The sequence below is a fragment of the Bacillus sp. DE0042 genome, from assembly GCF_007680225.1.
Classification (GTDB): Bacteria; Bacillota; Bacilli; order Bacillales; family Bacillaceae_G; genus Bacillus_A; species Bacillus_A wiedmannii.
The window spans coordinates 90,799-114,065 of record NZ_VEJP01000004.1; the positions used below are offsets into that span (position 1 = coordinate 90,799).

The window sequence follows — 23,267 nt, forward strand, 5'->3', positions numbered from 1 at the left end:
AAAGAGCAAAACCTCTCCTGACCATAATTTGTAGATTTATTTTTCTCCTACCTCTGTCTATTAACAATACTTGATTATAGCTCTGTAACCTTTTTTATTCATCTCGTGTTATTCTACGAATAGTTTAAGGTATAAGCACTTTTTATTTGATATTTAGTTCTGGTTCACTGAAAACATATATTCTTTGTATGTTTTTCGTGTGGATAGAATAAGCCCCATCATTAGCATGTTCGAAAATAAAGAGCTTCCGCCATATGATAAAAATGGAAGTGCAATACCTTTGACAGGCATTAATCCCACAATCATACCGATATTTTGAAAAAATTGTAACATTAGAACGCCTACAATTCCTGCGCATAGTAAGGTGCCGAATAAATTATTTGCGGAATTACCAATTATAAGTATTCGGGAAAGCAGTAAGAAGAATATGCATATTATAAAAGTGGCAACTATAAAACCGCCTTCTTCGGCAATTGTGGCAAAAATGAAATCAGTATGTTTTTCTGGAATATAAACATTTCCAGAACCGAAGCCTTTTCCTTCTATCCCTCCACTACCAACAGCTAAAATTGATTGTTGAGTTTGATATCCCTGATCTGTATGCTGAAATGGATCTAACCAGCCTAAAATTCGCGATTGTTGGTGAGGCTTTAATAAAGTAACTAACTTATTGAAGAAAATATCTGGATATTTTACGTATATAAATATTAAAGCAGACAATACAGTCATCGGAATTCCTGCACATAGTACGATTAACTTTTTTTGAATTCCTGACATAAATATAATACATGCAATGGCTGCTATATATAGGAACACCATTCCCGTATCGGGTTGACTATAAACAAATAACGCTGGTGGAATAGATATCAAAAATATTTTACCAATCAAAAGTAAATCAGTTTGAAATGTCCGTGCCATATACTGTGCATTATGTTTTACAACTAAACTTGCGACCAGAAGAAGTAAGGCAAGCTTAAAAAATTCAGCTGGTTGAGTAGCACCGATAATTGGAAATCTAAACCATCTTTTTGCACCTGATATTTCAGGTGTAAAACTTGATACTGGTAATATCTTTAAGATGATAATTGAGATGAACCCCACAATATAAATCGGCCAAGCTAATTTTTGTAATTGATCTAAATCGAGATTGGCAACAATTAATAATAAAACAAATCCGATGGCGTAATTTACCATTTGTTTCATAGCAAAATTTTGGTTACCATATTGCCCGGTTTGCTGACTACTGTATATTGCAACAATACTGGTGACACATAATATGAATAAAATGAATATTAGTTTCTTATCTAATTTTTTTAAAAAAACTATTTTTTCCACCATTTCAACCCCCTAGCCATTGTGGTATATACTTTTTATAGGAGCTATCCTGTTTTTTATGTGTACATTAACATTTATTAATATAATTTTACAATAATAAGGATACATTGAACATTCTCAAAATTATCCATACTGATTAGACTACTTTAAAAAGGTGTATGATTAGTTTGGTAAGGAAAGTTTATTTAAATAGAGACATTATCAACCTAATATTATTTTGTAGAATGTGAAATGGTACCTACGGTAAAACCTAAATTCTCGTAACTTGGTGGAGTGCTTTTTAAATCCTGCCTACTTTGCATGAGTCACTCCAAACTTATCAGAAACAGACATGTAGTCAGACTATTTTTAGAATACGGGTATCACTATGACCTGATTTAATAGATCTCTCACATGAATCTTAAAGTTCTTACATTAAAAATTTTCTGAAATATATTTTGAATTTTTTCGGAGAAGTTCTTCAATAAGTTTTGCTTTTTCATTCACCTTTGTTGCATATGTGAAATCACCATAACAATATGGATACCTAAAATTTTTTTTATTTCCACCACAAGTGTACATCTCTGGATTTTGATCAACTTTCATCTTAGAAAAATTTTTGGCCGAATCTTCCGAGTGTTGTTTAACTTCTTGACTAGCAATAAAATCAATATACCCTGGTCCCATATTATAGCTTTGAATAATTGTATCCATGCTAACATCTTTTTCCGTTCCATATTTGTACATTTGAGCAAAGTGTTTTACCCCTTGTTTAATGCTCGAGCTTGTCTCTTGAATTTCATTTGGCGTTAATCCAAGTGATTCAGAAGACTGCATAGGATCGTTACCCTCACCTCTACTCTCCTGGTACATAATTCCTAATAAAACTGCTGTTTTCTCTCCTAAATTATATTTTTCTAATTCTCTTTTCAAGGTGGGCTCATATTGCAATAAACGTTTTTCGGCAGCAATCACTTTATTTCTTTGAATATTGGTTTTATGCTTAACATAAAATATTCCAATCATGGTTCCTAAACCTAAAATACTAATATAGAATAATATAATAAATCGTGTTTTAATCGTATCCTTCATATACTCCTCCTCGTATTAAAAATTCGTACCTTTTCGGACTCAAAATTATTTCTTTTAGGTGCAAAGTTTAATATAGAAATTTAAAGAAAAACAACCGCCTGAATTGGAGGATTTTTCAAAGGGGGTTATTCTTTGAATCGTTTCCGTACCCCTACAAATGTCACACTTTTTTTGAACTTTGCTGTTCTTTGTTTTGCCCAATTGATACATTTCTTTTCAATTAAATAATACGATAATATAGAGCAAAGTATTGTCGTTGTAATACATAAGATAAGAAGGAAAAGGGTGGGTATCTTTGCATACAAAAGTTTAAAGAGTACCATAGTGATTGGAAAATGACATAAATAGATACTATATGAAATTTCCCCTAAATAAACAAATACACCCTTATTTAAAATAGCTTTTACCTTTAGGTTATTCATTGCCATAATGATTATTATACTAACACCAATTACGACACCCCAATCTTTTAATAAGAAAGTAGTATCATTACTAGAAAGCCCATAAATCATAATGGAATATAGATATAGAAAGACCCCTAATGCGATAAGAAGTTTTCTGTTTAAGTTTTTCATACTTCTATATAATTGAGTAAGTTCTTCCTGATGTTTAAAAAGTAGCATTCCTACCATAAACATAGATGTGAAATGCAGTGTATCGGCATAACCATTATAAAACCCCTCAGCTTTCCCAATATGCAACATATTAAGGAAAATACCAATTAAAGAAAAGCTCATAGCAAACAGTATCGTTTTCTTCCAACTCTGTTTATAAAACAGAAGGAATAACAACGGAAACACAATAGATATACGCATTTCTTGAGCTAATGACCAGATAACCGGATTATAATTATCCGTAAAAAAGTTATTCAGAAGTACAAAGTGATTCATAATATCTAAGTTTGTTATTGGCCCTTGCCACTTATCATAGAACCAATCTCGTAGTCCCGTAACTTCATATGGTGAAAACAAAACAAATAAAGCAAAGGTGATGAATATCCAGAAATAATAAGGGATATAGATTCGTACAAATCGCTTAATTAAATATCCCCAATAATTTGTTTTTGAATGATAGATTGCCATAGATAGCACAAAACCACTGAGTACATAAAAAACGATTACAGCTTCCCCACCAGCCCATAAAAACCTAAGCGGGGAAAATTTAATAGAATTAGGCAACGATGGTAGCATTAAACAAAAATGTCCAAATACAACTGTAATAGCCGCTAGTCCTCGTATTGAGTCTAATTCGTTTATTCTCTTACTCATAAAGTGTTCTCCTTGTATATTGTAGTTTTTGCTGTTAATAAAGTTCATTTCAACCCTTGATACTACAAAAAAAGTTGTGTATCTTTTAAAGAGAGTTTTCATATTCATGCATAAATTATACAAAGAAAATATAAAATTTATCTAAAGTTTTTTTTAAAGTTTATCTAAAGTTTTTTTAAAAATTTATCTAAAGTTTTTTAAAAATTTAGATATTTTTTAGATGATATTCCAATTTATTAAAATACATAAACATATTTATGTATTTTAAATGCTAAAGTCTGTGTTTGTTCACAGCGTTTTTGTTGTAACAATAAAGAAAAATATGTTGTAAAAATAAAACCGCCTTTGTATTTAAGCGTTTATTTAAGCCATCAAGGCTGAGTAAGGTATAAGTGGCTGCATGAAGTTTACTACATAATTGTACTAAGGGAGCATTTGCTACTCGTTGACTGATCCAAATACAAATCGTAGCTAAGTCTAAGGCAGAAAACTTACGTTTTCGCTTTATAAATCCGATTTCTCTTGCAAGTTCTGCTAAAAATACAGGTGTAATATATTGCTTTAATTCTTCAGAAAATAGTTGTAATTCATCTTTAATTGAAAGATTCATAAAAAAACGTCATCCTTTCTATTTAGCTTTTTAGAAAGAATAACGTTTTTTACAATTGGGGATAGTAAAGATTCTTAAGTTGATGGGCATGGGGGCACCATATCATTTTAAGCAAACTGTACGTTTGGACACCATTTGGACGCATTTCAGCCGGTTCCCTGTACGTTACGGAACCGGCTACTTAATTTACTACCTTCTTATGATTATGAAATTAACAAAGATAGAGTAGAAATCATGTATGAAATAAATGTAAGTAACACAAGCAAGAATATAAGCATGGTATTGGAAACACATCGTTCTATTCTTTTTTTCATTTGAACTTGCTTTATTTTTTTAATTTGGTAGGGTCAATTTGAAGTTGTGTTTTCCAAGACCCAGATACTTTTCCAATTCTGTTTATGTGTACATCTAACGTGAGCGGTTGTTTGAAAGAATCTTTTCCTTTAAGACCTTCGATAAATGTGATGACGCCTTCAGGTCTATCCTTAAAACGAATACCAATTTCCTTTAATGCTACACCTGATGCCTTTAGTTCGAATGGCCCATCATTTGCTCCGTCAATAAATGCTAATTGTCCGAAGTACCCATTTTTCTTATACTCTGGGTTTTTTTCTTGATGACCATTTACTTTGCCGTCATCTTCAAGTTCTAACCCTGTTGTATCAAATTCAAACGGTACTACATTTCCATCTTCTTTTTCAATTTTGTAATGAACGGATATACGTGCATCCGCTATATATAATTCTTTCAGATGTACTGTAACACCTTGATCTGTAATCTTTTCATCAATAGGAATAAATTGACCTTTTGTAACGTCTCTTCCTTCATCAATAATCGTATCATTTGAAATTGCATTGGAAAAATAAGAGGCAACATCTGTAGCTGCAACTCGAACTTGTGGAATCATGGCTGTTGCAAAGAGCCCTGCTACCGCTACTGCAGTATACATGAGACGTTTTGATTTTTTATTCATATTTGTAAACAATCCCTTCTTCGGTTCAGTTTTTTCATTGATATAAGAAACATTTTCTAATTTTGTGTGACTTTCAAATACTTTCCACGCTTGGTCAACATCAATCTCAATTTCTTTTGATGAATGTACTGTTGCTTCCTCTAACTTGACATTTTCCCATTGATTTAATTTGGTGATTTCGAGTAATAAATCTTGGCATGCGTTACAAGTATCTATGTGTTTTGTGAATTCTTTTCTTGTCCCATCAGATAATTCACCGTCTATATATGCTTGAATAAATCCCATATCATAACAATTCATTTATTACGCCTCCTCTAATTGTTGATAGATTTTACGAAACTTTTGCTTGGCTCGTACTAATAATGTTCCAATAGATGATATGTCGATTTGTAGAACCTCTCCAATTTCTTTATATTGAAAACCAGAAAATTTCATTAATAAAATGGTTCGATCTTTCTCATTCATTTCACTAAGCGCCATTTGCACTTGTGTAATTTCTTCTTTTCTAATCCAATCATCATCTAGGGATGAAATGTGCTGTACTTCATGATATTGTATGGTTTTATCTACTCTCGCCTGATGCCGTTTTTCGGATCTTAAATACTTATAAGCTACAAAAGTAGAAGATTTTATTAGCCATCCAGATAAGTTCTCAATCCCCTTCCAATTGTTGCGGTATAACTGTAAAAATACTTCTTGTGCCAATTCTTCAGCAATCGTCTGGTTTTTGACAATCCAAACAATCTGTTTCACAACGTACACATAGTTTTGTTTAAATAAATCTTCAAATGTCACATCTGAAACAGGCCTTTCTTCCCTTTTTATCTTAAACATGTCGGTTAAAACCTCACTCTCATTTGATGCCTGTATTATAAAGAACCCGGAATAGCGATTTTTGTGACAAAAATTTTTATTTTTTTATATGTACAAAAAAACATTCATCTTTCAATCAGATGAATGTAAAAATTAAAATCATTTTGGTTTCTTGGATTATTTGTGTAGTTTAAACCAAAAAACAAATTATAATAATCTAAGACCATTAAGAGACAAAAATTATATCAAAAAGTAATAAAGAAGTATCCAGTTCCTTAACGTACAGGGAACTGGTTCATTTGTGTCTAAACGTACAATTTCTTTTTTTGATATGGTGACCCCTTAAAGGGATTCAAATTCATTTTAATTTGAATTAGGCCCATTTCCCTTAAGAGTATTTACTATATTAATAAGAAAAATTAGTCCGAAGATAAGGAATAATAAAGGGTGTATCCATGTTCTAAAACTAACAAGAATTATAATGCAAAGAATACAACCTATAATATCAATGCTAAAAAATAACTTGCCCTTTATTGTTTTCAGTTATAACTATTACCTTCCAGAAGCCACTTTTAATTTATAATTCTCAATATAATAATAGCACATTTAGTTTTTAACTTTTTTCACATTTAATTAATTTAGTTGATTCTGGTGCAAGTAATACTGTTATTGTGTGCACCCGGGTAGCAAGATAGCAATAACCCCTGAAATTAAAAGTAAATCTGAATAGATTGAAGAATCCACTACAAAAAAGCTTACGAAGCAAAAATAAACAACATATAGATTTAAATTATATTTCTCAACAACCAAAATTAATTAACGTGGTAAAATAATAATTGGATTGGCATCCAATACCATATTACGATGGTTCAAGTCGCAGGAAGGCACCTTAGGGTGTCTTTTCTTTTGTTTGAAACACATTCTGCCAAAATACCTGTATCTTTGTTGAATTACGACTCATATAATCCAACAAACTTCGTATATATAATTTGTTACCCTAAATGGGTTGACAATACGAACAGTTATAGGAGGATTTTGTGAATGGTAAAAACAGCATGTGTAAGTATGATTACTGGGATTCTTTTAATATGTTCAACAGGATGTGCCACTCAAACTGATTCTATTACAGCTAAAACTCAGTCAATTGATGATGGGACATATACAACAAAAGAAATCACAGACGCATTTCCTGTAGGAACACCCATAACTACTTACATTCAAAAAGAAGAAAAACTGAACGTAAAACATCTCACCAGTATTACACTTACAGATGGTGGCGTCGGTAGAGTTCTGGAAGCAACAGATGGTTTTGTTATCGTATGTGGGAATGAAAAAGGAGTTTTTGATGTGTTAATATTTAAAACCATGGAAGATGTAAAGAAATATGAACAGAGTTTAAAGCGATAATTAATATCCTTCTTATGCCTTTTACACAGACATTGTCCTCTTGCTCTTGCTATGGCTTTTTCTAAGTACAGTATAATTGCGTCATGAATACACACACGTTATAATAGTCACCTAATTACATATCAAGAGGTGCAGAAAATGAATAAAACAGAATTAACAAAAATAGTAGCAGAAAAAGCTGAACTTACACAAAAAGATGCTGCTGCAGCAACACAAGCGTTATTAGATACAATAACAAATGCGTTAGCAAATGAGGAGAAAGTACAGATTCTTGGTTTTGGTACATTTGAAGTACGTGAAAGATCTGCACGTACAGGACGTAACCCACAAACAGGTGAAGAAATGCAAATCGCCGCTTCAAAGGCACCTGCTTTTAAAGCTGGAAAAGAATTAAAAGAGGCAGTGAAATAATTATATATAGTCAAAAGGGTTTGATATTTATCTCAAACCCTTTTTTAATAGCCTTTTTTTCATAAAACAAAAAATATCATCCAAAGTTTATATAAATAATATAGATTCCCCAAAGAATGTAACTAACTTGTGTTATGATATACATTGTAAATTCGAAACCAGTGAGCTTTCTTTCTCTTTTTATTTTTCGTAAATACAGATAAAAACAAAAAGTAGATAAAAGCATTAAGAATACAGAAACATTATATATATTCTCTATACTAGTAATAACCGATCAACTCCTCACCTGAAAATTAGTTAGTATAGAATAAGCATATCATATGAAAGTTTAACTTACTTCAAATCTACTTTTTTTCAACAGAATATACTTAATATTTTCATATTTAACAGAAATACTTGTTTAAAAAGATAAAAGAATCTCTTTTGCATCAATAGATTCACAAAAGAGATTCTAATTTTAGTTCATTTACCTATAAGATATCAGGCTTATTATTCATGAGGGTTAGGTGCAATATAAGCTGGAGCTGGCCCGCAAGTTACTGCAAAAGCAAATAACAACGCAGGCTTATATGGTAGCCCAAGCAACGAAAGCATTCCCAATGCTCCCCAGTAATCCTCTTTCTTAAGATACGATTTTATTTGATTAAAATATGATTTACTAATACCTAATGCATCCTGCCAACATCTTTCCCAAACGTTACTAGAGTACATATTAGATGGAATTTCTTCATCATTCATTACATAAACACCAGCTATAATAGCTGCTTTTTCTTCATTGTTATATGAAGATTCCGCTAACTCTTCTTTATTAAGAACATACTTACCTGTTTCTTCATCTTTTACCATTAATACCGAAAATATATATTCTAATTCTTTAACTTGAGCTTCTAATTCCTCGTGTGTTGCGTTGTATTTTTTCCCATCCTCTATAGTTGCAGCTGAAGCGAGAGTTGGGACAAAAACTAGAGTAAGAGCCATTAACATAAACACCATTTTCTTTAACATAGTGAATTAACCTCCAAAATTTAGTTTTTCTTCTTCTCCCAAAACTATAAACTTACTATAGAAAGTTTCAAATTTCATCTAAGTTATTTACATTTATCACCCTCAATTTCCAATATTTATAATAATATTAATACAACTAACTATAAATGTATATATTTTACAATCAATTTACCTATTACAATTATTAGGATTTCAATATATAACTATAAAAAAGACTATTATGTATAACATAATAGTCTTTTGGTTTACCAATCCTACTAACTTAGTTCTAAATATAGAAAAATATAATTTTCCTAATAGTATTTGAGACAAACTCAGTTATATAATATTAATATATAGAGTTTTATTAATAAAACCTCATATTTATGTTATGCTAAGATTAAACAAGAAGCATTCAACAATCTTTGATTAATCAATACATTTTCTTTAGAGCTATATCAACAAAAAAAAACACTATATAGTGTCTTTTCTTATGTTTCATGCCTTTAATCAATAGTAAGAGGATATATCTATACCCTCTTACTATTAATTGTAGTTAGAACTGCTGCTCCTGCAAGGCGAATATCTGAAAGACACTCTGAAATCTTTTTTGATTTTAATGAAAGAAAACAACAGTAAATAATAGAATTAAAAAATAGTCCCCCACTAACCCTTTTTTGATTAGATGGAGGGCTATTTTTTTCATATTTTGGCAAGCGACAGTGAGGTAAGCCTGGATTTGGACAGATTTCAGCCCTCAAAACATTATTATGGGATATGGTGGTAGTTGGGGCGGCGGCTTTGCTTTACTCGTTGTACTCTTTATACTATTAATCATTATCAGATGCAGTTGTTTCTGCTAAAAACTATTGGAAAAGGCACATTTGGGTGTCTTTTCTTTATGGAAAAATCCCCACACATTGTGTAGGGACCTTGTTTTTCTTACCATTTAATTTTTGTTGGATTTAACTTGGAAATATATCCACGTACTAATTGTTTTTCGTTGCTGTCATAGATACCGATATCACCAGAGAAATTTTCCCAATATTCCCCTAAATAGTCTTTTGATGGTGTTTTCAAATCTAAATATAATCCCATTGTCCCGAAACTTGCCACCTGGCGCGCTGCTATGTCGCCTACTTGTTGCGCTCGTTCTTTCGATGTTCCAGCTGGAACAATAACAACAATTCGAGTTAGACTGTCTTTTGCTTCAATATGGACGTCTTGTGCCTGTGCAGCCACCTTTATTCCATCCTTTGCTGTTTGGATTCCTAATTGACTTAACTTCACATCCTTATTACGTGCTCCCTGGCCTTGTGCTGTCTTTGATTGTTCCATTTTTTCTTGTGCTTGTGCTTCATTTAACCCACTAGCTTTCGGTTGTTCAACAGGCGTTGGCTCTGCTTTTGCTTCTTCTTTAACTGTTTCCTTTTCTACATTTTCATGCTGTTTTGATTTATCCGTCGATTGCTCCACAGTTACTTTCCTATTTTCTTGCTGCTTTTCTACCTGAAATGCTTTAACTTTTTCTATTTGTTCCTCTTTCTTCGCATCTTGCTCTATTTTCGCTTCTTCAGTACCACACGCTACCAATAATAAACCTGCAGCAAGTGTTAAACCTGCTAATTTAATTGCTTTCATAGTAAATTCCACCTTTTCATAATTTAACTCTTCCATATGTATAAACGATCTCAGATACAAATATTAACTTTGTATCCCATATCTGAATCATTCAAATGATAACATATTAATATTCAAATTCTTTATATTTAAATATTAACTTTATAATCTATTTTCAATCAAAACAAATTAATTTCTTCTTAAAACGTGGAATCATTCTTTTAATTTGATAGTGATGGAGTACCACCACATCGTTATCAACCTAAGAGAAGGAACTATCACAAAAACAAAAAAACGATAAAAAAATAATAAAAAAGCTTATCATTAAGTGCTAAAGGATAAGCTTTTTTGTCTATATTTATTAAATTTTATTGGATCTCTTCCAAGCTATTACTGTAATAAGATATTGAATACCAAATAGGAAAACGAAAAGTATAATGAATTTTGCTATTGCTACTAACCATCCACCGAAATCTTCAGGGAAGTAATATTTGTATGTAGTAGCACCTATTGCGACAAAACAAAAAATAAAGGTATTACTCATTTTTTCTTTTAATTTTTCATTTAATTGTTCTTTATTATTAATCTCTGTTTCATAAACGCCAGTCAGAATAGATTTAATAAAAAAGAATATCCTATAACAAATTATAATGGCTAATGAAGCAATCCATTCTAGGAATGGGCGGTTTAGATATGCTCCCCGTATTACAACATCTATAAAAGCTAAAATTAGGACAATAATTCCAGATTGCGCCCAAATTTTCATTTCTATTTGTTGAATTCTTTCATCTGAATGTGTACTGAGTGAAAACCAATTTTTTAGTTTTTCCATTTTAGAGTTCCTCCCAAAATAATCTATCTAAACTCTTATCTAATGTTTTAGCTAAATGCATGCAAAGCTTTAAAGAAGGGTTACACTTATTGCTTTCAATAAGGCTACTGGTTTGTCGCGTAACGTTTACAACATCGGCCAACTCCTGTTGAGTTAGACTCTTTTAACTCTTGCAATTTTCTCTTTACTTACAAACATTAAATAAACCTCATTTGTAAAGTTAACTTCATAACACAAATCTTACATTCTATATATTACTAACTTCTTTATTTTTTTGTCTAAAACTATCCTACAAATATAAATATAAATATAAATATAAATATAAATATAAATTTTTTCTGTAGGATCCTAGGAAAGGATGGCTTTTTTTTTGAGGATATTTTCTTTTGTTAGCTTGATAGTGTTTGATTACCTTCAGCATTTCAAAGAACACCCATGATAAGAAAAAATAAAATGAGCCGTCCATATGGACAGCTCATTTACAAAATTTTCGTTATTGGGAGCTATTGCAAACTACTTCTAATTTGAGTAGGGTCAATCTTTGTTTTGTTTTTCTAACAGTTGAATAACTTTATCTAACTTTTGCTCAACTGAATCTTGTTTTTTACGATTGCTAGTATGACGAGTTATACGTATAATCCCCCCAAGCAGTGCACCGATGAACAATAAAATAATAGCAACTCCTATGTAATAAATAGAGTTTTCTAAAGGCATTATACAGGACCTCCTTCCTCTTATTTTACCATTTAAAAGAAGTGATTTGTTGTTTATATTTGGTTGTATACTCTATACATGTCTAGTATAACGTCTCATAATCGGTAGCAAGATCAAAGATGCCCCCTACTCTCGGAAAGAAACCTCCTTTTTCTTTTAATTATTTGCTTGTCCCGAATATAACAGCGAGGAATTTATATATTCGAGTTATGGTTTACTTTCGTTTAAAATGCAAATACCAATACATTGCAACTTCATCGCTTTCTTCATGTATCCCTTTATATACTAAAAAATCCAATCCACCTATTACAAACCCACATTTTTCATAGAACCTACATGCTGCTACATTATTATTTTGTGTTTCAAGCATTATACCTGGCATATTGCTTTCTTTTGCCCAATGCGTTGCTTGCTCAATTAACCTCCTACCAACTCCAAGTGAACGATATTTTTTATCCACCTTTATATCTTCTATGTAAGCATAGTGATTCCAATTCTTTTTCAATACCATTACTCCTATAATTTGGTCATGTAAAATTGCTATGTAAATTACTTGTTCAGTCTTATTTATATATTCAGTGTATGCTAGTTCATCATCATATTGATCTTGTAAATAACTTTTCTCATAACTTGGAACGTCTTCTACTGTATATTCTATTTGCTTATTTACTTTTGAAAGAGAAAAAATTAACCGAGAGTTTACTATAAAACTATCATCAATCTCCGGTAAATTGTCTAAATCATCTACTTCTAATTCTCTAATTAAAAGGTTCATCGTATTCTCCTTTACGTGGGACCTCCAATTCATATTATTCCCCCTAGTTCTTTCCATGTCCCTTATTCAATTCTAATTTACTAACTGATTAGCGTTATTGCAAATCAAAATAATAAAACCGCATCTCCAATTATTAGATAACTATCTAATACATTGGAGATGCGGTTCACTTAGGTCATTGATGTTTCAGCTATTCTCTTTATTTGAAAATTACAGCTTTTGCGATATGGGAAAGCCCATGTAGGACTTTAGTCCGCCTTTAGGCATGGGATGAAAGTATCGTTTTTGCATAGCAAAACATGATATACTACATTTATAGTCATGCAAAAGACTCTAAAACAACTGTTCTCTGAAAGCAGAATACATGTGAGGTTGGAGTAGCCAATTCTTCTACTCCGTAAAATGTGTTAAGTCGTCAAGAACAAGACGTTAAAACATTTGAGAACCAACAACCTGTACGGTATGGTCACAGTAACGTAGCCCACGAACCTATATGGTCTGTTGTGGGAGTGGTGATGACACACCGCAATCTTGCACGTCAGCGATACCAGAAATGGACTTTGCCTTTGGTAGCAAGAATCCCACTGACGTTAGTCAGCTTGCCCCTTTAGGGGTGGGAATGTCAAATCTACCATACTAATTTAATCTTATATTCCTGAAGCCAACTATTAACTTGAAGTAAATAATCTATTATACCTCGTGCATCATTACCTGAAATTACTTCGTCTTTTCCTTCTGCAATAGCACGAACTCTTTCTACATTAATTAATGGCAAAATAGGTGATTCAGGATTGTTCAACACATGTAGCATCCAATCGCTAATACCTTGTAGATATGAAGCATCCTTTGTGCTTGGATATGCACTTTTTTTGCGATAAAGTACATCCTCTGGAAGTACATTTTCAAAAGCTCGACGTAAAATACCTTTTTCAATATTGTCTATGCTTTTCATTTCGAATGGAACATTCCATAAGTATTCTACAAGCCGGTAATCGCAAAATGGAACCCGTACCTCAAAGCCATTCATCATACTTGTACGATCTTTTCGTTCTAGCATAAATGGCAAGAAACGTGTAATAAACATGTAAGACATTTGACGTTGCTTCATTTGCAGATCACTTTCACCCTCTAAAAAAGGAACCTCAGCAACCGCATCTTCAAATTTTTGTTTTTGATATTTTTCAGGGCTAATCTTCGCTTTAAGATCGTCTGATAAAATTTCTGTACTATACCATAAATTAACACCCCAAGGGAATATCTCTGCATCTAAAAACTTCTCTTGATGGAACCATGGATATCCTGAGAACACTTCATCTGCGGATTCGCCTGAAAGTGCAACTGTTGCTTCTTTTTTCATTTCCTTAAATAGCAAATAAAGTGATGTTTCTAGTTCTCCAACTCCAGGTAGATCACGTGCTCGCATTGGAATTAATAAATGCTCTATTAAACTATCTGATCCCAACTCTATAGAGTGATGCTTTGTTCCTACATATTCAGCCACACGTTTCACCCAAGGTTCATCTCGATCAAAACGAAGGAAGTCTTGCTCAAAGTCTTTTTCATCATTGATGAAATTCAGGGAATATGTATGAAGGTGTTCCCCTTTATTCCCAAATTCGTTTCCTGCTAAACCTGTTAGACCACTTGAATCCAAACCTCCGGAAAGCATAGATACCACTGGTCTATCAGCAATTAGCTGACGTTTAACCGTATCTTGTAAAATGGAGCGGATAGTCTCCACTGTCATATCAATATCATCTATATGGTTTTTACTTTCAAGTTTCCAATACTGTGTCGTATTCGAGCCATTAAAGGTAAACGTCATATAATGGCCAGCACGCACTTCGTGTATATCCTTGAAAATCGCATGACCTGGGGTACGTGTTGGTCCAAGACAAAATATCTCAGAAAGTCCTTCTTTATCTACTTCTGCATCTACAAGTGGGTGCGAAAGTAAAACTTTTAACTCTGAGCCAAAGAGAATTGCACTCCCTCTTTGAGCGAAAAATAAAGGCTTCACACCTAGATGATCACGACCAAGCATCAATTTCCCAAATCTTTCATCCCAAATACCAAAAGCAAAAATCCCATTTAAGTGTTGAACACAATCTTCTTGCCATTCTAAATAAGCATGTAGTAATACCTCTGTATCAGACTTTGTCTGAAATTCATGACCTTTCTCCTCAAGTTCTTTACGTAATTCTTGATAGTTATAAATTTCTCCATTGAACGTAAGACCAATCGTATCATTTCCATCTTTATACAGCATAGGTTGAAGGCCACCTTCAGGATCAATGACGATGAGACGTCGATGACCTAATGCCGCTCGTTTTGAAAACCAATGCCCCTCTGCATCAGGTCCTCGGTGAATGATAGCATCTGTCATTTTTTTTAACGTTTCTTGTTCATTAGACAAGTCTTTAGACCAGTCTATCCACCCTGCAATTCCACACATAGTGTCTACCTTCTCTCAAATAGTATAGAAACCGACTAAAATCAAATATCAGTCGGTTTTCCGTAAAAAAATCCGACTAAAAACATCTTTTAGTCATGTTTATATAATAAAATGAATTGAATAAAAAATCAAACAATTCAATCGAAAAAGACATCACTGTCCCCTTTCACTTGAATTCTCATCGTCCAATTAAAAAATTATTACCTTAAACTTTCATTTTTATCCTAAGTGATACAGTTGCATTCTATTATAGTTATATACTAGAAATAAGAATGGTGTATGTTATTCTATAAGAAACAAATAGAGGAATTTCTATTAAGAGTTACAAAATTACAAATGAACTGATACAGTATGTAAAGACCGAAAACTTCGCTAAATATATCAAGGATAGGGTGTAGACAATGATCAAATTAGAAAAAGAGAATAAAAAGATGAAAATCATTCAATCTGCCACAATACTGTTCTCTACGCGTGGTGTCCGTAACACGACGGTTGATGAAATTGCAAAGAAAGCTAAAGTTGGTAAAGGTACTATTTATTATTACTATACAGATAAAACTGAAATATTATGTGACTGCTATATGCGTCATATTCAACTTAAACGCTCACAATTATTTGATTTATATAAAGAGGAAAAGGATGTTTTACTTCGAATACAAAAAATCCTTCATTATATCAGCCTAGAATATCATCAAGACCCATTTGTTTCTACACTCTTTCAAGAATATAAAGAGTACCATTCACCTGAAATTATAGCTTGTTTTAAAAAATCTGAACAAGAAGCAATTAAAATGATAAGTAATTTGCTTGAAAAAGGTTATCAGCAAGGGACTTTTCATAAGGTACCATTACCGCTAACAGCTTTTATGTTAGTGCGAATGATTTTTAACTATGAACAGGATTATATGAAAGATGATAAAAGTGATAAAGAATTTCTGCAGTTGCTAAAACATATGCTTCTTAAAAACTAGTTTTAACCACATACAAAAAATAATTGTGGTACAAATATATAAAGAAAAGCACGAATTATGGTGTTTTTAATGAGCTCTTTTCAGTCTGGACAAATATAAGAAATATCCAATGTTTATTTAGGAATAACTGATAAAATCCCAATCCGTATGATTGTCCATAGAGTAATAAAAATTTATTTTGTAACATTGCAGCACCACTTCTAAGAATCAGAGTTCTGTAAAACACAATATACGTCATATTTTACTTACATTGCTTTACTAGAAATAAGTAATACATACTGGAAAAAAAGCCCCTCTCATCCCCATTAACAGGTATATTCAAGGGCCTCTACTAAATTACGAAATTAAAAAATTCAATTCGGACTACATATATAATATTCACGCACTTTCCAACATACAACAAAACACATTGTAAAATATACTTTACAATGTGTTTTACAAAGGAAATCATCATCACCAGGAATAAGTCCATTTCCTTCTCGGTCTACCACACCTTTTTGTACAAGATCAGGAATACTTCCATTTTGCGTAGTTACCTTTAATTCAGATAGTGTAGTAGACCAAATTGGAACTTCATTTTTATCCAAATTCCACAAGAAATCTCTTGTTTTACCGTATAATATGATTTGCTGCATTATGATATGAATGATTTTGTATTAAGGCTAAAATTCACCTAAGTAAATCTAGTGATTTATTGGTATAATTAATATGATATTCCATTTTATGGATTAAACAATTAATATAGGGTTATGTTTTATAACATATGACGAAACTACTTATTTAATATTAAACATACTAAAATACATAGCCTTTTCTTTTTACTATTAAAAAAAACATATTAAAGTAAGGAGTTATATTATAATGGCAATCTTTCAAAGTAATGTTCAAAAAGCTGAACAAATTGTTACTCAAATGAGGTCAGCTTCTAACGCAATTCAAAATGCAACAAACAAATCAATAACACACGCGACACGTACAACTTTAACTGTGAATTCCAAAGCACAGGAAGCAAATCAGCAAGCATTAGAATTAACTAGACAATTTCTTGCTGCCTTTCAGCAATCAATTGACAATATACAGTCTGTAGCAACAGAGTTTGAACGAATGGACAACGAACTACAGAAGAATTTTTAGCTTTTTTAAGAAATTGTCCTTTATCCCTTCTGTAAACTTATATATAAGCAAAAAGGTAGGCGGAAAAAATGAATCAAGAAATAGAACAAAAAGTGAAGGTCTTAAGTCAGAATCTAATAAATCTATCCGAGGAGCAATACCAAAATCAACGCGCAATACAAACACAAGAACAAGCAGAAGCAGACTTTCAAGAATTAAGAATGCGCAGCCATCGCTTTTTTCATCGTATTTTAGAAACATGGCATGGTGATAAAGAACTCTCTCGCTTTTTTACCAATATACAATTAGAAACTCAACAAATTGAAAGAAACCTTTCTTATAAATTAGAAGAACAAAAAGAAACATTAATTCAAGAGAAACAAAAATTATACAATCTAGAAAATGACCTCGCCCATCAAAAACAAAAACTTGCTAGGGAGGCCAATTTATGAGTTTAAATATGTACCTTGGAGAAGTACAATCCCAAACAAACACTATGTATGCTTTTTGTACTGCTACTATACAAAGTATGGAGCAAGTAATCCAGTCTATCGACAGTTTTGTTGGTGATTCTGTCCTACAGGGTCAGACTTATGATAGTGCGAAAATGTATTTTGCAGAAACATTTCTTCCTTTAGCACAGGGAATTATTTACCTATGTGAAGAATTACTACGTCAAAATGAAGCTTTTCCTGCTGAATTTCAATCAAGAGTCGCTTCAACAGATGTAGTTGAACAAGAACTATTAGAACAAATCCGAGAAATTGACCGAATGATAGCAAGTATTGAAGTTACGAAACAAGTTATGCCACTACCGGATATGGATGCAATGGTTAACCTTTTTATTGAGATGCGCCGTAAAATCCAAGAAAAGTTAGAACATCTATATGAATTTAATCAAACATCTAGTAATAATTATGCTACCGCGATTCAATTAGCGGCTAGTATCGCCGCAGGCCTTGCTGAAGTTCAAAGTGGAAAAGGCTTTAGCCCTGCAAGCGGTACATTTAGTACACAAAGAATAAATATGGAATGGGCAGATTCTATTCATGAATACCTAGACAATGATATTAGGTTAGATAATAGTATAAATACAAATAATCTAATCAAATCTGGTATAATATTAGGTAGTTCTTCTGAAAAGAATATACTAGAAAAGTTTATAAAAGGGGTTTGGAAAGCTCTGGAAAATTTATTGGCGGTTTAGTAGAGACATACGATTCGTTAGATGATACAGTGACAAAGGAGAACCTAAAGTATGCTGCTGGTCATCCTATAGAAACCGCATTTACCATGATAAATACTTTTTCAGATACTTTTATGAATGAATTTTGGCATGGCGATGCTGAAAGTCGTACACAATGGGGAACAAATATTTTTATGGAGTTTGGTTTAGGATGGATTGGGGATAAAGGAGTAGGCACAATTGGAAAAGTAACTTCTCTTGGAGACTCTGTAAATTTAGCAAAATTTTCAGAGAGTATCCCTCCTATTTCAAGTCAATTACCTTTGAAAGACCGATTTGCTTTTGCTGGTATAAGTCCACTTAAAGGTGAAACTTTTACGCCTAAAGATTTTCTCATAAAAGCTAGTAATGGAGAAATCAAGGGATTAAATAATAAAACCAACAAAAATTTCAATCTTAATAAGAATATTGAAATTGTAGAGAATAGAACAATTGCATTTAATAAAGCCAAAGACTTAGCGGGTGTCCCTAGATCGCAACAACCTACACGTCAGTGGCAAGTGGGAGATGTTATATCTAAAAAAGGGTATGAATCTAAAAACTATGAATATAGTGCTAACCACACTCACCATGGGCGTTATTATGAATATGATACACCTCAAGGTAAACGAGTTATTGTTGAGCATATTAATGATGGCGTATTACATACACATGCAGGTAAACCAAAAGACGGAGCTAATCCGTATACTTATGATTTTAAGAAGGAAAGATACTCTAATATTTATGGGTCTAATAACGATCATCACATTTATTATAACAAATGAGAGGCGGACAGATTATGATATATCAAAATGAGAGGATTCGTAGGAAAAAAGCGTTAATCAGTGCTAAAAAAAACATTGGCCAATTTTCAAATTTAGAACTTATTGAATTCGAAAATCCTGATTCTGCATGGATAGAACTATTCGATATAGCATTGAAAAAATTTCGTAAGATTGATTCTAAGCCAAAGTTTTGTAATCCAATTGGTAATGTTAAAAGTAAGGATATTTTATGGATTGAAAGTTCTTTAACTTCTTTAAATTTTTCAAATCATAAAACAGAATATTTTATATTAGTTCCTAATTGTTTAGAACCGGTATGGGCAAATGTTAGGATATTGAACTTCACAAAATTTATTGAGGAACTTTGGGACATTTCTGAAACTAACGAATTTACAATTGCTGATAAGAGCACGGGACAAATTGTACAAGTATTCTCTGAGGAAGAATATTATGAAATTCATTTTGAGTATTGCAACATTAATCCCATTGACTCTTCAAAAAATTAAAATTAGTATTAGAAATTTAATCCTTGATTAGCTAAAGGTCTTTCAAACTTTTTGAATAAATTAGTATAGTAACTGGGGTAAAACAATTAAAAAAGCAATAAAAAAATATATCATATAACAGAGCATCCACTTAAAGGATGCTTTTTTGCAACCCTTACTTTGCAAAAAAGGTAGTAATAGAAGTTTTATTTTAACCGTGTATTTATTTTAATAATAGAAGATAGTCATCTTAGGGGCTAATCTAAATTTAGCAAAAGTTTTAAAGCATATCCCTCCTCTTTCAAGTCAATTACCTTTGAAAGACTGATTTGCTTTTGCTGGTATAAGTCCACTTAAAAATGAAAGACCTACAATTAAAGGTTTGTTTGTTGCTGTAAGTAGAGTGAACAGTAAGGGAGTAAACAATAATACAACTAAAATCTTTGAAGTTACAAAGATGGAGAGAAAAAACTTCCCTGAAACTAGAGCGGTAAGCTTAAAGGAAATGAAAAGGGAATTAAATATACCAAAATCTCAGCATCCAATTAACAAAAAAAGGTTACATTTATAGTTATTAACAGTAAGTGAATACTAATTGATAAAAAAAGCCTATTATGACCTGGGAATTGAAATATGAAGTTGATGAACAAAAAATTATAATTCAAGATCATTCAGCTGGTCATACCTTCGGACAAGGTGGTATTTGAGATTAACCCCCTCACCATAATGTAAGACCTGAGTACAATACAAGAACGGGACAGGTAGATGGGATGGAGGAACATTTTTATTTTAAAAAGAGAGTTAAAATCTTAAGTTGATGGACATGTGGCGGACCCCCACTAATATTCTTGCTTTTAAATCATTTTCAGTATATTATATTCATATGTTAATATAGGAATTACGGTATACAGAAAGGAATCAAATCTATTTATAAGATTTAAATCCTTTTCAAAGATAAAAAAATTTCACCAAAACGTAATATAACTTATTCTTGTCTTTTTAAGATGTAACTAATAAAAACGCATTTTTTATCAATAAAATTGTGTTTTCAATATAAATGAGTACTTTTAAATAGAAGTTTATTTACATTCAATGATAGGAGTTAGTGTTCTAAAATATAGAGAAATAAGGCACCCTACATAGTACCTTACAAACTTGAGAGTTTTTGTATGTAGTGTTGCTCATCACAGATTACAACAAAAGAGCCTTACCTATCAAGGCAAGACTCTACTAGTTTAGCTATATAATATTTACATAACAACTAGGAAACTAAAAACATATAATACCAAGTAGCAGAACCCTATTATTCCTCCTACAGCTAATACCTGTTTAGCCCAACTCTTAATTTTCAGATTACTGTAAATTACTTGTACTCTTTCCATATTTCCTCCTATTAGGGCGAACCCTTAAAGACTCTCACCTCCGTATGGTACCATTAAAGAATGACTAATAGAGGGATAATTTTTGTCTAAACGTATAAATATGCAATATTGCATACAAAAATGTATTGTTATAAATGTAAGCGCTTACTATAATAAGATTATAAAGATTCAACACATCTTAATACAAAAACAGAGGAGAGAATAATATGGAACTCGCAATGGCAGTTTTAAAATTTATAGGTGGAGCAATACCATTAATTCAAGAACTTCTAAAAGCATTTATGTAATTTCATGATTTAGCAATTCTTTATAAATATTATCATACAAATGATCTGTATATCAAAAATAAATTGATTTACAGATTATTTGCGTGAGCAAGGTCACTTTAAGATTATTGAGGGACTTTTTTAATTTTTAAATACTTAAGGTTACGTCACATCAAAATCAAGTTAGCAAAACAAAATGAAAAATACCAAGTCCCCCTCTCCATAAGTACTTTTATTTTTAAATTTTAAATCATCCCTTTTAATATTAAACCCAAAACCGACATAGTGATTGCACTAATAATAATTCGTAAAATCCAAGTTGTATTCATGCTAATCTTTTCTAATTGCTTATTAATTGTAGCTATGTCTTTCTCATTAATTGTTGTGCGAGTTTCTAAATTACGAATATCTCGCATAATTTCTTTTTGTTCTGCTTTTAAACTGTCAATTTTTGCATAAACATCTTCCAATACGTTCACACCCTTCTATAATCGTAATAAAGCAATCCTTACATGATATGAGACAACCCTATTCATGGTGAATTCATTGGAAGAAATTTGGTTATTTTCCTCTTCGAATAACTTTTTCACAAAGAAAAAAGACCTTGTAAACTACAAAGTCTTTTTCTTATATATAAACTTACAACTTTTATATTAGTATTAGTTAAATTCCCCCACCAGGCTCTGTATTAGCTGGTGCTCCAGTATTTCCATGTGCATAACTAGGAGACCATGTATCTCCTTTATTATGAGCCGGTGCCCCTCCTGTATTCCCATGTGATTCTGATTTCGGCGCAGGGAAATGTCCATGAGTATAAGTTGGCGCTCCTCCATGATCCCCATCAGCTTCTAACTTCGGTGCAGGAGTATCTCCTACATTAAAAGAAGGTGTTGGATAGTCTCCATATCCATTCCTTTTTTATACAAAATAAAATTTTTATTAAGTTTTCTATTAATAATATATATTGTTTTCTTTTCTGAATTAGTTTAAAGATAGATAGTTCAACAATGAACTATTTTGTGTTAGTCTAAACTAAAAAAGAAAGAAAGGAACTGAATATAATGAACTTAAAAGATCCTAGTTTCAAACAAGCGGGAGAAGTTGTCCAGTCATTTGTAACAATTAACAAAGAAATTATAAAGTTCACACATCAAAACGCCTCGAGTTTAGGATTAACAGTACAACAAATGGGTATTTTAAATACAATTTATGCAATTCCTAATATCACTCTTAAAGAGATTTCAGAACGTCTTTCAATTCCTAAAAGTACAGTGAGTGTAAATGTAGATGATTTAGTTAATCTAGAGTTCATCGAACGAAAACAATCAGATGAAGATCGTAGAGAAATAAAATTAAAAGTAACACCCAAAGGACAAGAGGCATCGAAAAAATCTATTGAAAACTCTACTTCCTACAAAGCGATGTCCCTAGCATTACAGCAGCTTCAAGAAGATGATGTTCAAACATTATTGCGTATTCATAAAACTTTATTAACCTCTATAAAGCAATTTCGTTGATTGATGTAATACATTAATAAAACAAATTCTAATTCTTATTTTTCAAAGAACTGAGCAGTTAGGTTTCACTAGCTGTTCTTTTATTTAAAATAGCGTTTTTGTTGATTTTCCGTTGACATTTTGTTGATTTTTTCTTCACATTTAAATGAAACCAACATACCATATTGTATGTAGTCTCTCCGCTCATAGAGATCTACCTTTCTTATCGAAGAGCATGCTTATATGTGTGCTCTTTTTACTTACAATGAAATAATT

Annotated in this window: 20 protein-coding genes and 7 pseudogenes; 11 read left to right on the plus strand and 16 right to left on the minus strand. The window is 31.9% G+C overall.

Annotated features, from left to right (window positions below; translation table 11 throughout):
* Positions 1-153 precede the first annotated feature (153 nt).
* The 6 genes and pseudogenes from FS802_RS16850 to FS802_RS16880 all read right to left on the minus strand — a co-directional run bounded on the left by FS802_RS16850 (position 154) and on the right by FS802_RS16880 (position 6,091).
* Positions 154-1,338 (minus strand): FtsW/RodA/SpoVE family cell cycle protein, encoded by a 1,185-nt coding sequence (locus tag FS802_RS16850; protein ID WP_016089907.1) that lies wholly within the window; start codon positions 1,336-1,338, stop codon positions 154-156.
* A gap of 411 nt (positions 1,339-1,749) precedes the next feature.
* A complete protein-coding gene (locus tag FS802_RS16855) occupies positions 1,750-2,406 on the minus strand; it encodes a lysozyme family protein (RefSeq protein WP_098654100.1) in 657 nt (218 codons plus the stop codon).
* Between the two features lie 125 nt (positions 2,407-2,531).
* Positions 2,532-3,674 carry an acyltransferase family protein gene (locus FS802_RS16860; protein WP_098654101.1) on the minus strand — a complete coding sequence of 381 codons (1,143 nt, stop codon included), beginning with the start codon at positions 3,672-3,674 and terminating at the stop codon, positions 2,532-2,534.
* A 281-nt stretch (positions 3,675-3,955) separates the two neighbouring features.
* A pseudogene (locus FS802_RS16865) lies at positions 3,956-4,284 on the minus strand (IS4 family transposase); the annotation flags it as partial.
* Between the two features lie 325 nt (positions 4,285-4,609).
* Positions 4,610-5,557: a DUF4179 domain-containing protein gene (locus tag FS802_RS16875; protein WP_098646127.1), complete on the minus strand. Its 948-nt coding sequence runs from the start codon at positions 5,555-5,557 to the stop codon at positions 4,610-4,612.
* A gap of 3 nt (positions 5,558-5,560) precedes the next feature.
* Positions 5,561-6,091: an RNA polymerase sigma factor SigX gene (locus FS802_RS16880; RefSeq protein ID WP_098506070.1), complete on the minus strand. Its 531-nt coding sequence runs from the start codon at positions 6,089-6,091 to the stop codon at positions 5,561-5,563.
* Between the two features lie 1,020 nt (positions 6,092-7,111).
* Between FS802_RS16880 and FS802_RS16890 the strand changes: the two genes are divergently transcribed.
* On the plus strand, positions 7,112-7,477 hold the full coding sequence (locus FS802_RS16890) for a hypothetical protein (RefSeq protein ID WP_064475132.1): 366 nt from the start codon (positions 7,112-7,114) through the stop codon (positions 7,475-7,477).
* A 138-nt stretch (positions 7,478-7,615) separates the two neighbouring features.
* Positions 7,616-7,888, plus strand: coding sequence for an HU family DNA-binding protein (locus FS802_RS16895; RefSeq protein ID WP_064475131.1), 273 nt, complete (start codon positions 7,616-7,618; stop codon positions 7,886-7,888).
* A gap of 489 nt (positions 7,889-8,377) precedes the next feature.
* Here the strand turns inward: FS802_RS16895 and FS802_RS16900 are convergent, their stop codons facing one another.
* On the minus strand, positions 8,378-8,893 hold the full coding sequence (locus tag FS802_RS16900; protein ID WP_098654102.1) for a hypothetical protein: 516 nt from the start codon (positions 8,891-8,893) through the stop codon (positions 8,378-8,380).
* Positions 8,894-9,642: 749 nt separating this feature from the next.
* Here FS802_RS16900 and FS802_RS16905 point away from each other — a divergent pair.
* Positions 9,643-9,735, plus strand: a complete 93-nt coding sequence (locus FS802_RS16905; RefSeq protein ID WP_080548958.1) for a YjcZ family sporulation protein — start codon at positions 9,643-9,645, stop codon at positions 9,733-9,735.
* A 79-nt stretch (positions 9,736-9,814) separates the two neighbouring features.
* On the opposite strand, the gene FS802_RS16910 is transcribed toward FS802_RS16905, so the two are convergent.
* The 6 genes and pseudogenes from FS802_RS16910 to asnB form a co-directional block, all read right to left on the minus strand.
* A complete protein-coding gene (locus FS802_RS16910; RefSeq protein WP_098654103.1) occupies positions 9,815-10,549 on the minus strand; it encodes a DUF874 domain-containing protein in 735 nt (244 codons plus the stop codon).
* A 304-nt stretch (positions 10,550-10,853) separates the two neighbouring features.
* The gene (locus tag FS802_RS16915; protein WP_260989072.1) at positions 10,854-11,324 is read right to left on the minus strand and encodes a DUF6773 family protein; all 471 of its coding nucleotides are present in this window, start codon (positions 11,322-11,324) and stop codon (positions 10,854-10,856) included.
* A gap of 1 nt (position 11,325) precedes the next feature.
* Positions 11,326-11,522, minus strand: a pseudogene (locus tag FS802_RS31590) (helix-turn-helix transcriptional regulator).
* 336 nt (positions 11,523-11,858) lie between these two features.
* Positions 11,859-12,038 (minus strand): DUF4083 family protein, encoded by a 180-nt coding sequence (locus FS802_RS16920; protein WP_087986071.1) that lies wholly within the window; start codon positions 12,036-12,038, stop codon positions 11,859-11,861.
* Between the two features lie 214 nt (positions 12,039-12,252).
* On the minus strand, positions 12,253-12,813 hold the full coding sequence (satA, locus tag FS802_RS16925) for a streptothricin N-acetyltransferase SatA (RefSeq protein WP_098654155.1): 561 nt from the start codon (positions 12,811-12,813) through the stop codon (positions 12,253-12,255).
* Between the two features lie 628 nt (positions 12,814-13,441).
* Positions 13,442-15,268 (minus strand): asparagine synthase (glutamine-hydrolyzing), encoded by a 1,827-nt coding sequence (gene asnB / locus FS802_RS16930; protein ID WP_098654104.1) that lies wholly within the window; start codon positions 15,266-15,268, stop codon positions 13,442-13,444.
* 401 nt (positions 15,269-15,669) lie between these two features.
* Here asnB and FS802_RS16935 point away from each other — a divergent pair, with 401 nt between their 5' ends.
* Positions 15,670-16,239, plus strand: coding sequence for a TetR/AcrR family transcriptional regulator (locus FS802_RS16935; protein ID WP_098654105.1), 570 nt, complete (start codon positions 15,670-15,672; stop codon positions 16,237-16,239).
* 446 nt (positions 16,240-16,685) lie between these two features.
* Here FS802_RS16935 and FS802_RS16940 read toward each other — a convergent pair.
* Positions 16,686-16,841 (minus strand): annotated as a pseudogene (locus tag FS802_RS16940) (cell division protein FtsN); the annotation flags it as partial.
* Between the two features lie 259 nt (positions 16,842-17,100).
* Between FS802_RS16940 and FS802_RS16945 the strand changes: the two are divergent.
* The 6 genes and pseudogenes from FS802_RS16945 to FS802_RS31600 all read left to right on the plus strand — a co-directional run bounded on the left by FS802_RS16945 (position 17,101) and on the right by FS802_RS31600 (position 21,516).
* A complete protein-coding gene (locus FS802_RS16945; protein ID WP_144525227.1) occupies positions 17,101-17,373 on the plus strand; it encodes a TIGR04197 family type VII secretion effector in 273 nt (90 codons plus the stop codon).
* Positions 17,374-17,441: 68 nt separating this feature from the next.
* Complete coding sequence (locus FS802_RS16950) at positions 17,442-17,804, plus strand: DUF3958 family protein (protein WP_144525229.1); 363 nt, start codon at positions 17,442-17,444, stop codon at positions 17,802-17,804.
* A pseudogene (locus FS802_RS31130) lies at positions 17,801-19,362 on the plus strand (T7SS effector LXG polymorphic toxin). The gene FS802_RS16950 and the pseudogene FS802_RS31130 overlap by 4 nt, the downstream one beginning before the upstream one ends.
* A 14-nt stretch (positions 19,363-19,376) precedes the next feature.
* Entirely contained in the window at positions 19,377-19,868 is a 492-nt protein-coding gene (locus FS802_RS16960; RefSeq protein WP_098654107.1) for a hypothetical protein, read from the plus strand.
* Between the two features lie 593 nt (positions 19,869-20,461).
* Positions 20,462-20,665: pseudogene (locus FS802_RS31885) on the plus strand (HNH/endonuclease VII fold putative polymorphic toxin).
* Between the two features lie 664 nt (positions 20,666-21,329).
* A pseudogene (locus FS802_RS31600) lies at positions 21,330-21,516 on the plus strand (hypothetical protein).
* Positions 21,517-21,740: 224 nt separating this feature from the next.
* Here FS802_RS31600 and FS802_RS16975 read toward each other — a convergent pair.
* On the minus strand, positions 21,741-21,965 hold the full coding sequence (locus FS802_RS16975; RefSeq protein WP_016136195.1) for an XpaF1 protein: 225 nt from the start codon (positions 21,963-21,965) through the stop codon (positions 21,741-21,743).
* 193 nt (positions 21,966-22,158) lie between these two features.
* A pseudogene (locus tag FS802_RS31605) lies at positions 22,159-22,404 on the minus strand (hypothetical protein); the annotation flags it as partial.
* A 152-nt stretch (positions 22,405-22,556) separates the two neighbouring features.
* On the opposite strand from FS802_RS31605, the gene FS802_RS16985 reads away from it, so the two are divergent.
* Positions 22,557-23,012, plus strand: a complete 456-nt coding sequence (locus FS802_RS16985; RefSeq protein WP_098375456.1) for a MarR family winged helix-turn-helix transcriptional regulator — start codon at positions 22,557-22,559, stop codon at positions 23,010-23,012.
* The last annotated feature ends 255 nt before the right edge of the window (positions 23,013-23,267 follow it).

What these genes read in the sequence shown, in the direction of transcription:
- FS802_RS16895 (WP_064475131.1), top strand. Translation starts at nt 7,616, where the DNA reads ATGAATAAAACAGAATTAACAAAAATAGTAGCAGAAAAAGCTGAACTT.
- FS802_RS16915 (WP_260989072.1), bottom strand. Translation starts at nt 11,324, where the DNA reads ATGGAAAAACTAAAAAATTGGTTTTCACTCAGTACACATTCAGATGAA.
- FS802_RS16875 (WP_098646127.1), bottom strand. Translation starts at nt 5,557, where the DNA reads ATGAATTGTTATGATATGGGATTTATTCAAGCATATATAGACGGTGAA.
- FS802_RS16935 (WP_098654105.1), top strand. Translation starts at nt 15,670, where the DNA reads ATGATCAAATTAGAAAAAGAGAATAAAAAGATGAAAATCATTCAATCT.
- FS802_RS16855 (WP_098654100.1), bottom strand. Translation starts at nt 2,406, where the DNA reads ATGAAGGATACGATTAAAACACGATTTATTATATTATTCTATATTAGT.
- FS802_RS16910 (WP_098654103.1), bottom strand. Translation starts at nt 10,549, where the DNA reads ATGGAAGAGTTAAATTATGAAAAGGTGGAATTTACTATGAAAGCAATT.
- FS802_RS16950 (WP_144525229.1), top strand. Translation starts at nt 17,442, where the DNA reads ATGAATCAAGAAATAGAACAAAAAGTGAAGGTCTTAAGTCAGAATCTA.
- FS802_RS16850 (WP_016089907.1), bottom strand. Translation starts at nt 1,338, where the DNA reads ATGGTGGAAAAAATAGTTTTTTTAAAAAAATTAGATAAGAAACTAATA.
- asnB (WP_098654104.1), bottom strand. Translation starts at nt 15,268, where the DNA reads ATGTGTGGAATTGCAGGGTGGATAGACTGGTCTAAAGACTTGTCTAAT.
- FS802_RS16900 (WP_098654102.1), bottom strand. Translation starts at nt 8,893, where the DNA reads ATGTTAAAGAAAATGGTGTTTATGTTAATGGCTCTTACTCTAGTTTTT.
- FS802_RS16960 (WP_098654107.1), top strand. Translation starts at nt 19,377, where the DNA reads ATGATATATCAAAATGAGAGGATTCGTAGGAAAAAAGCGTTAATCAGT.
- FS802_RS16985 (WP_098375456.1), top strand. Translation starts at nt 22,557, where the DNA reads ATGAACTTAAAAGATCCTAGTTTCAAACAAGCGGGAGAAGTTGTCCAG.
- satA (WP_098654155.1), bottom strand. Translation starts at nt 12,813, where the DNA reads ATGAACCTTTTAATTAGAGAATTAGAAGTAGATGATTTAGACAATTTA.
- FS802_RS16890 (WP_064475132.1), top strand. Translation starts at nt 7,112, where the DNA reads ATGGTAAAAACAGCATGTGTAAGTATGATTACTGGGATTCTTTTAATA.
- FS802_RS16945 (WP_144525227.1), top strand. Translation starts at nt 17,101, where the DNA reads ATGGCAATCTTTCAAAGTAATGTTCAAAAAGCTGAACAAATTGTTACT.
- FS802_RS16905 (WP_080548958.1), top strand. Translation starts at nt 9,643, where the DNA reads ATGGGATATGGTGGTAGTTGGGGCGGCGGCTTTGCTTTACTCGTTGTA.
- FS802_RS16860 (WP_098654101.1), bottom strand. Translation starts at nt 3,674, where the DNA reads ATGAGTAAGAGAATAAACGAATTAGACTCAATACGAGGACTAGCGGCT.
- FS802_RS16920 (WP_087986071.1), bottom strand. Translation starts at nt 12,038, where the DNA reads ATGCCTTTAGAAAACTCTATTTATTACATAGGAGTTGCTATTATTTTA.
- FS802_RS16880 (WP_098506070.1), bottom strand. Translation starts at nt 6,091, where the DNA reads ATGTTTAAGATAAAAAGGGAAGAAAGGCCTGTTTCAGATGTGACATTT.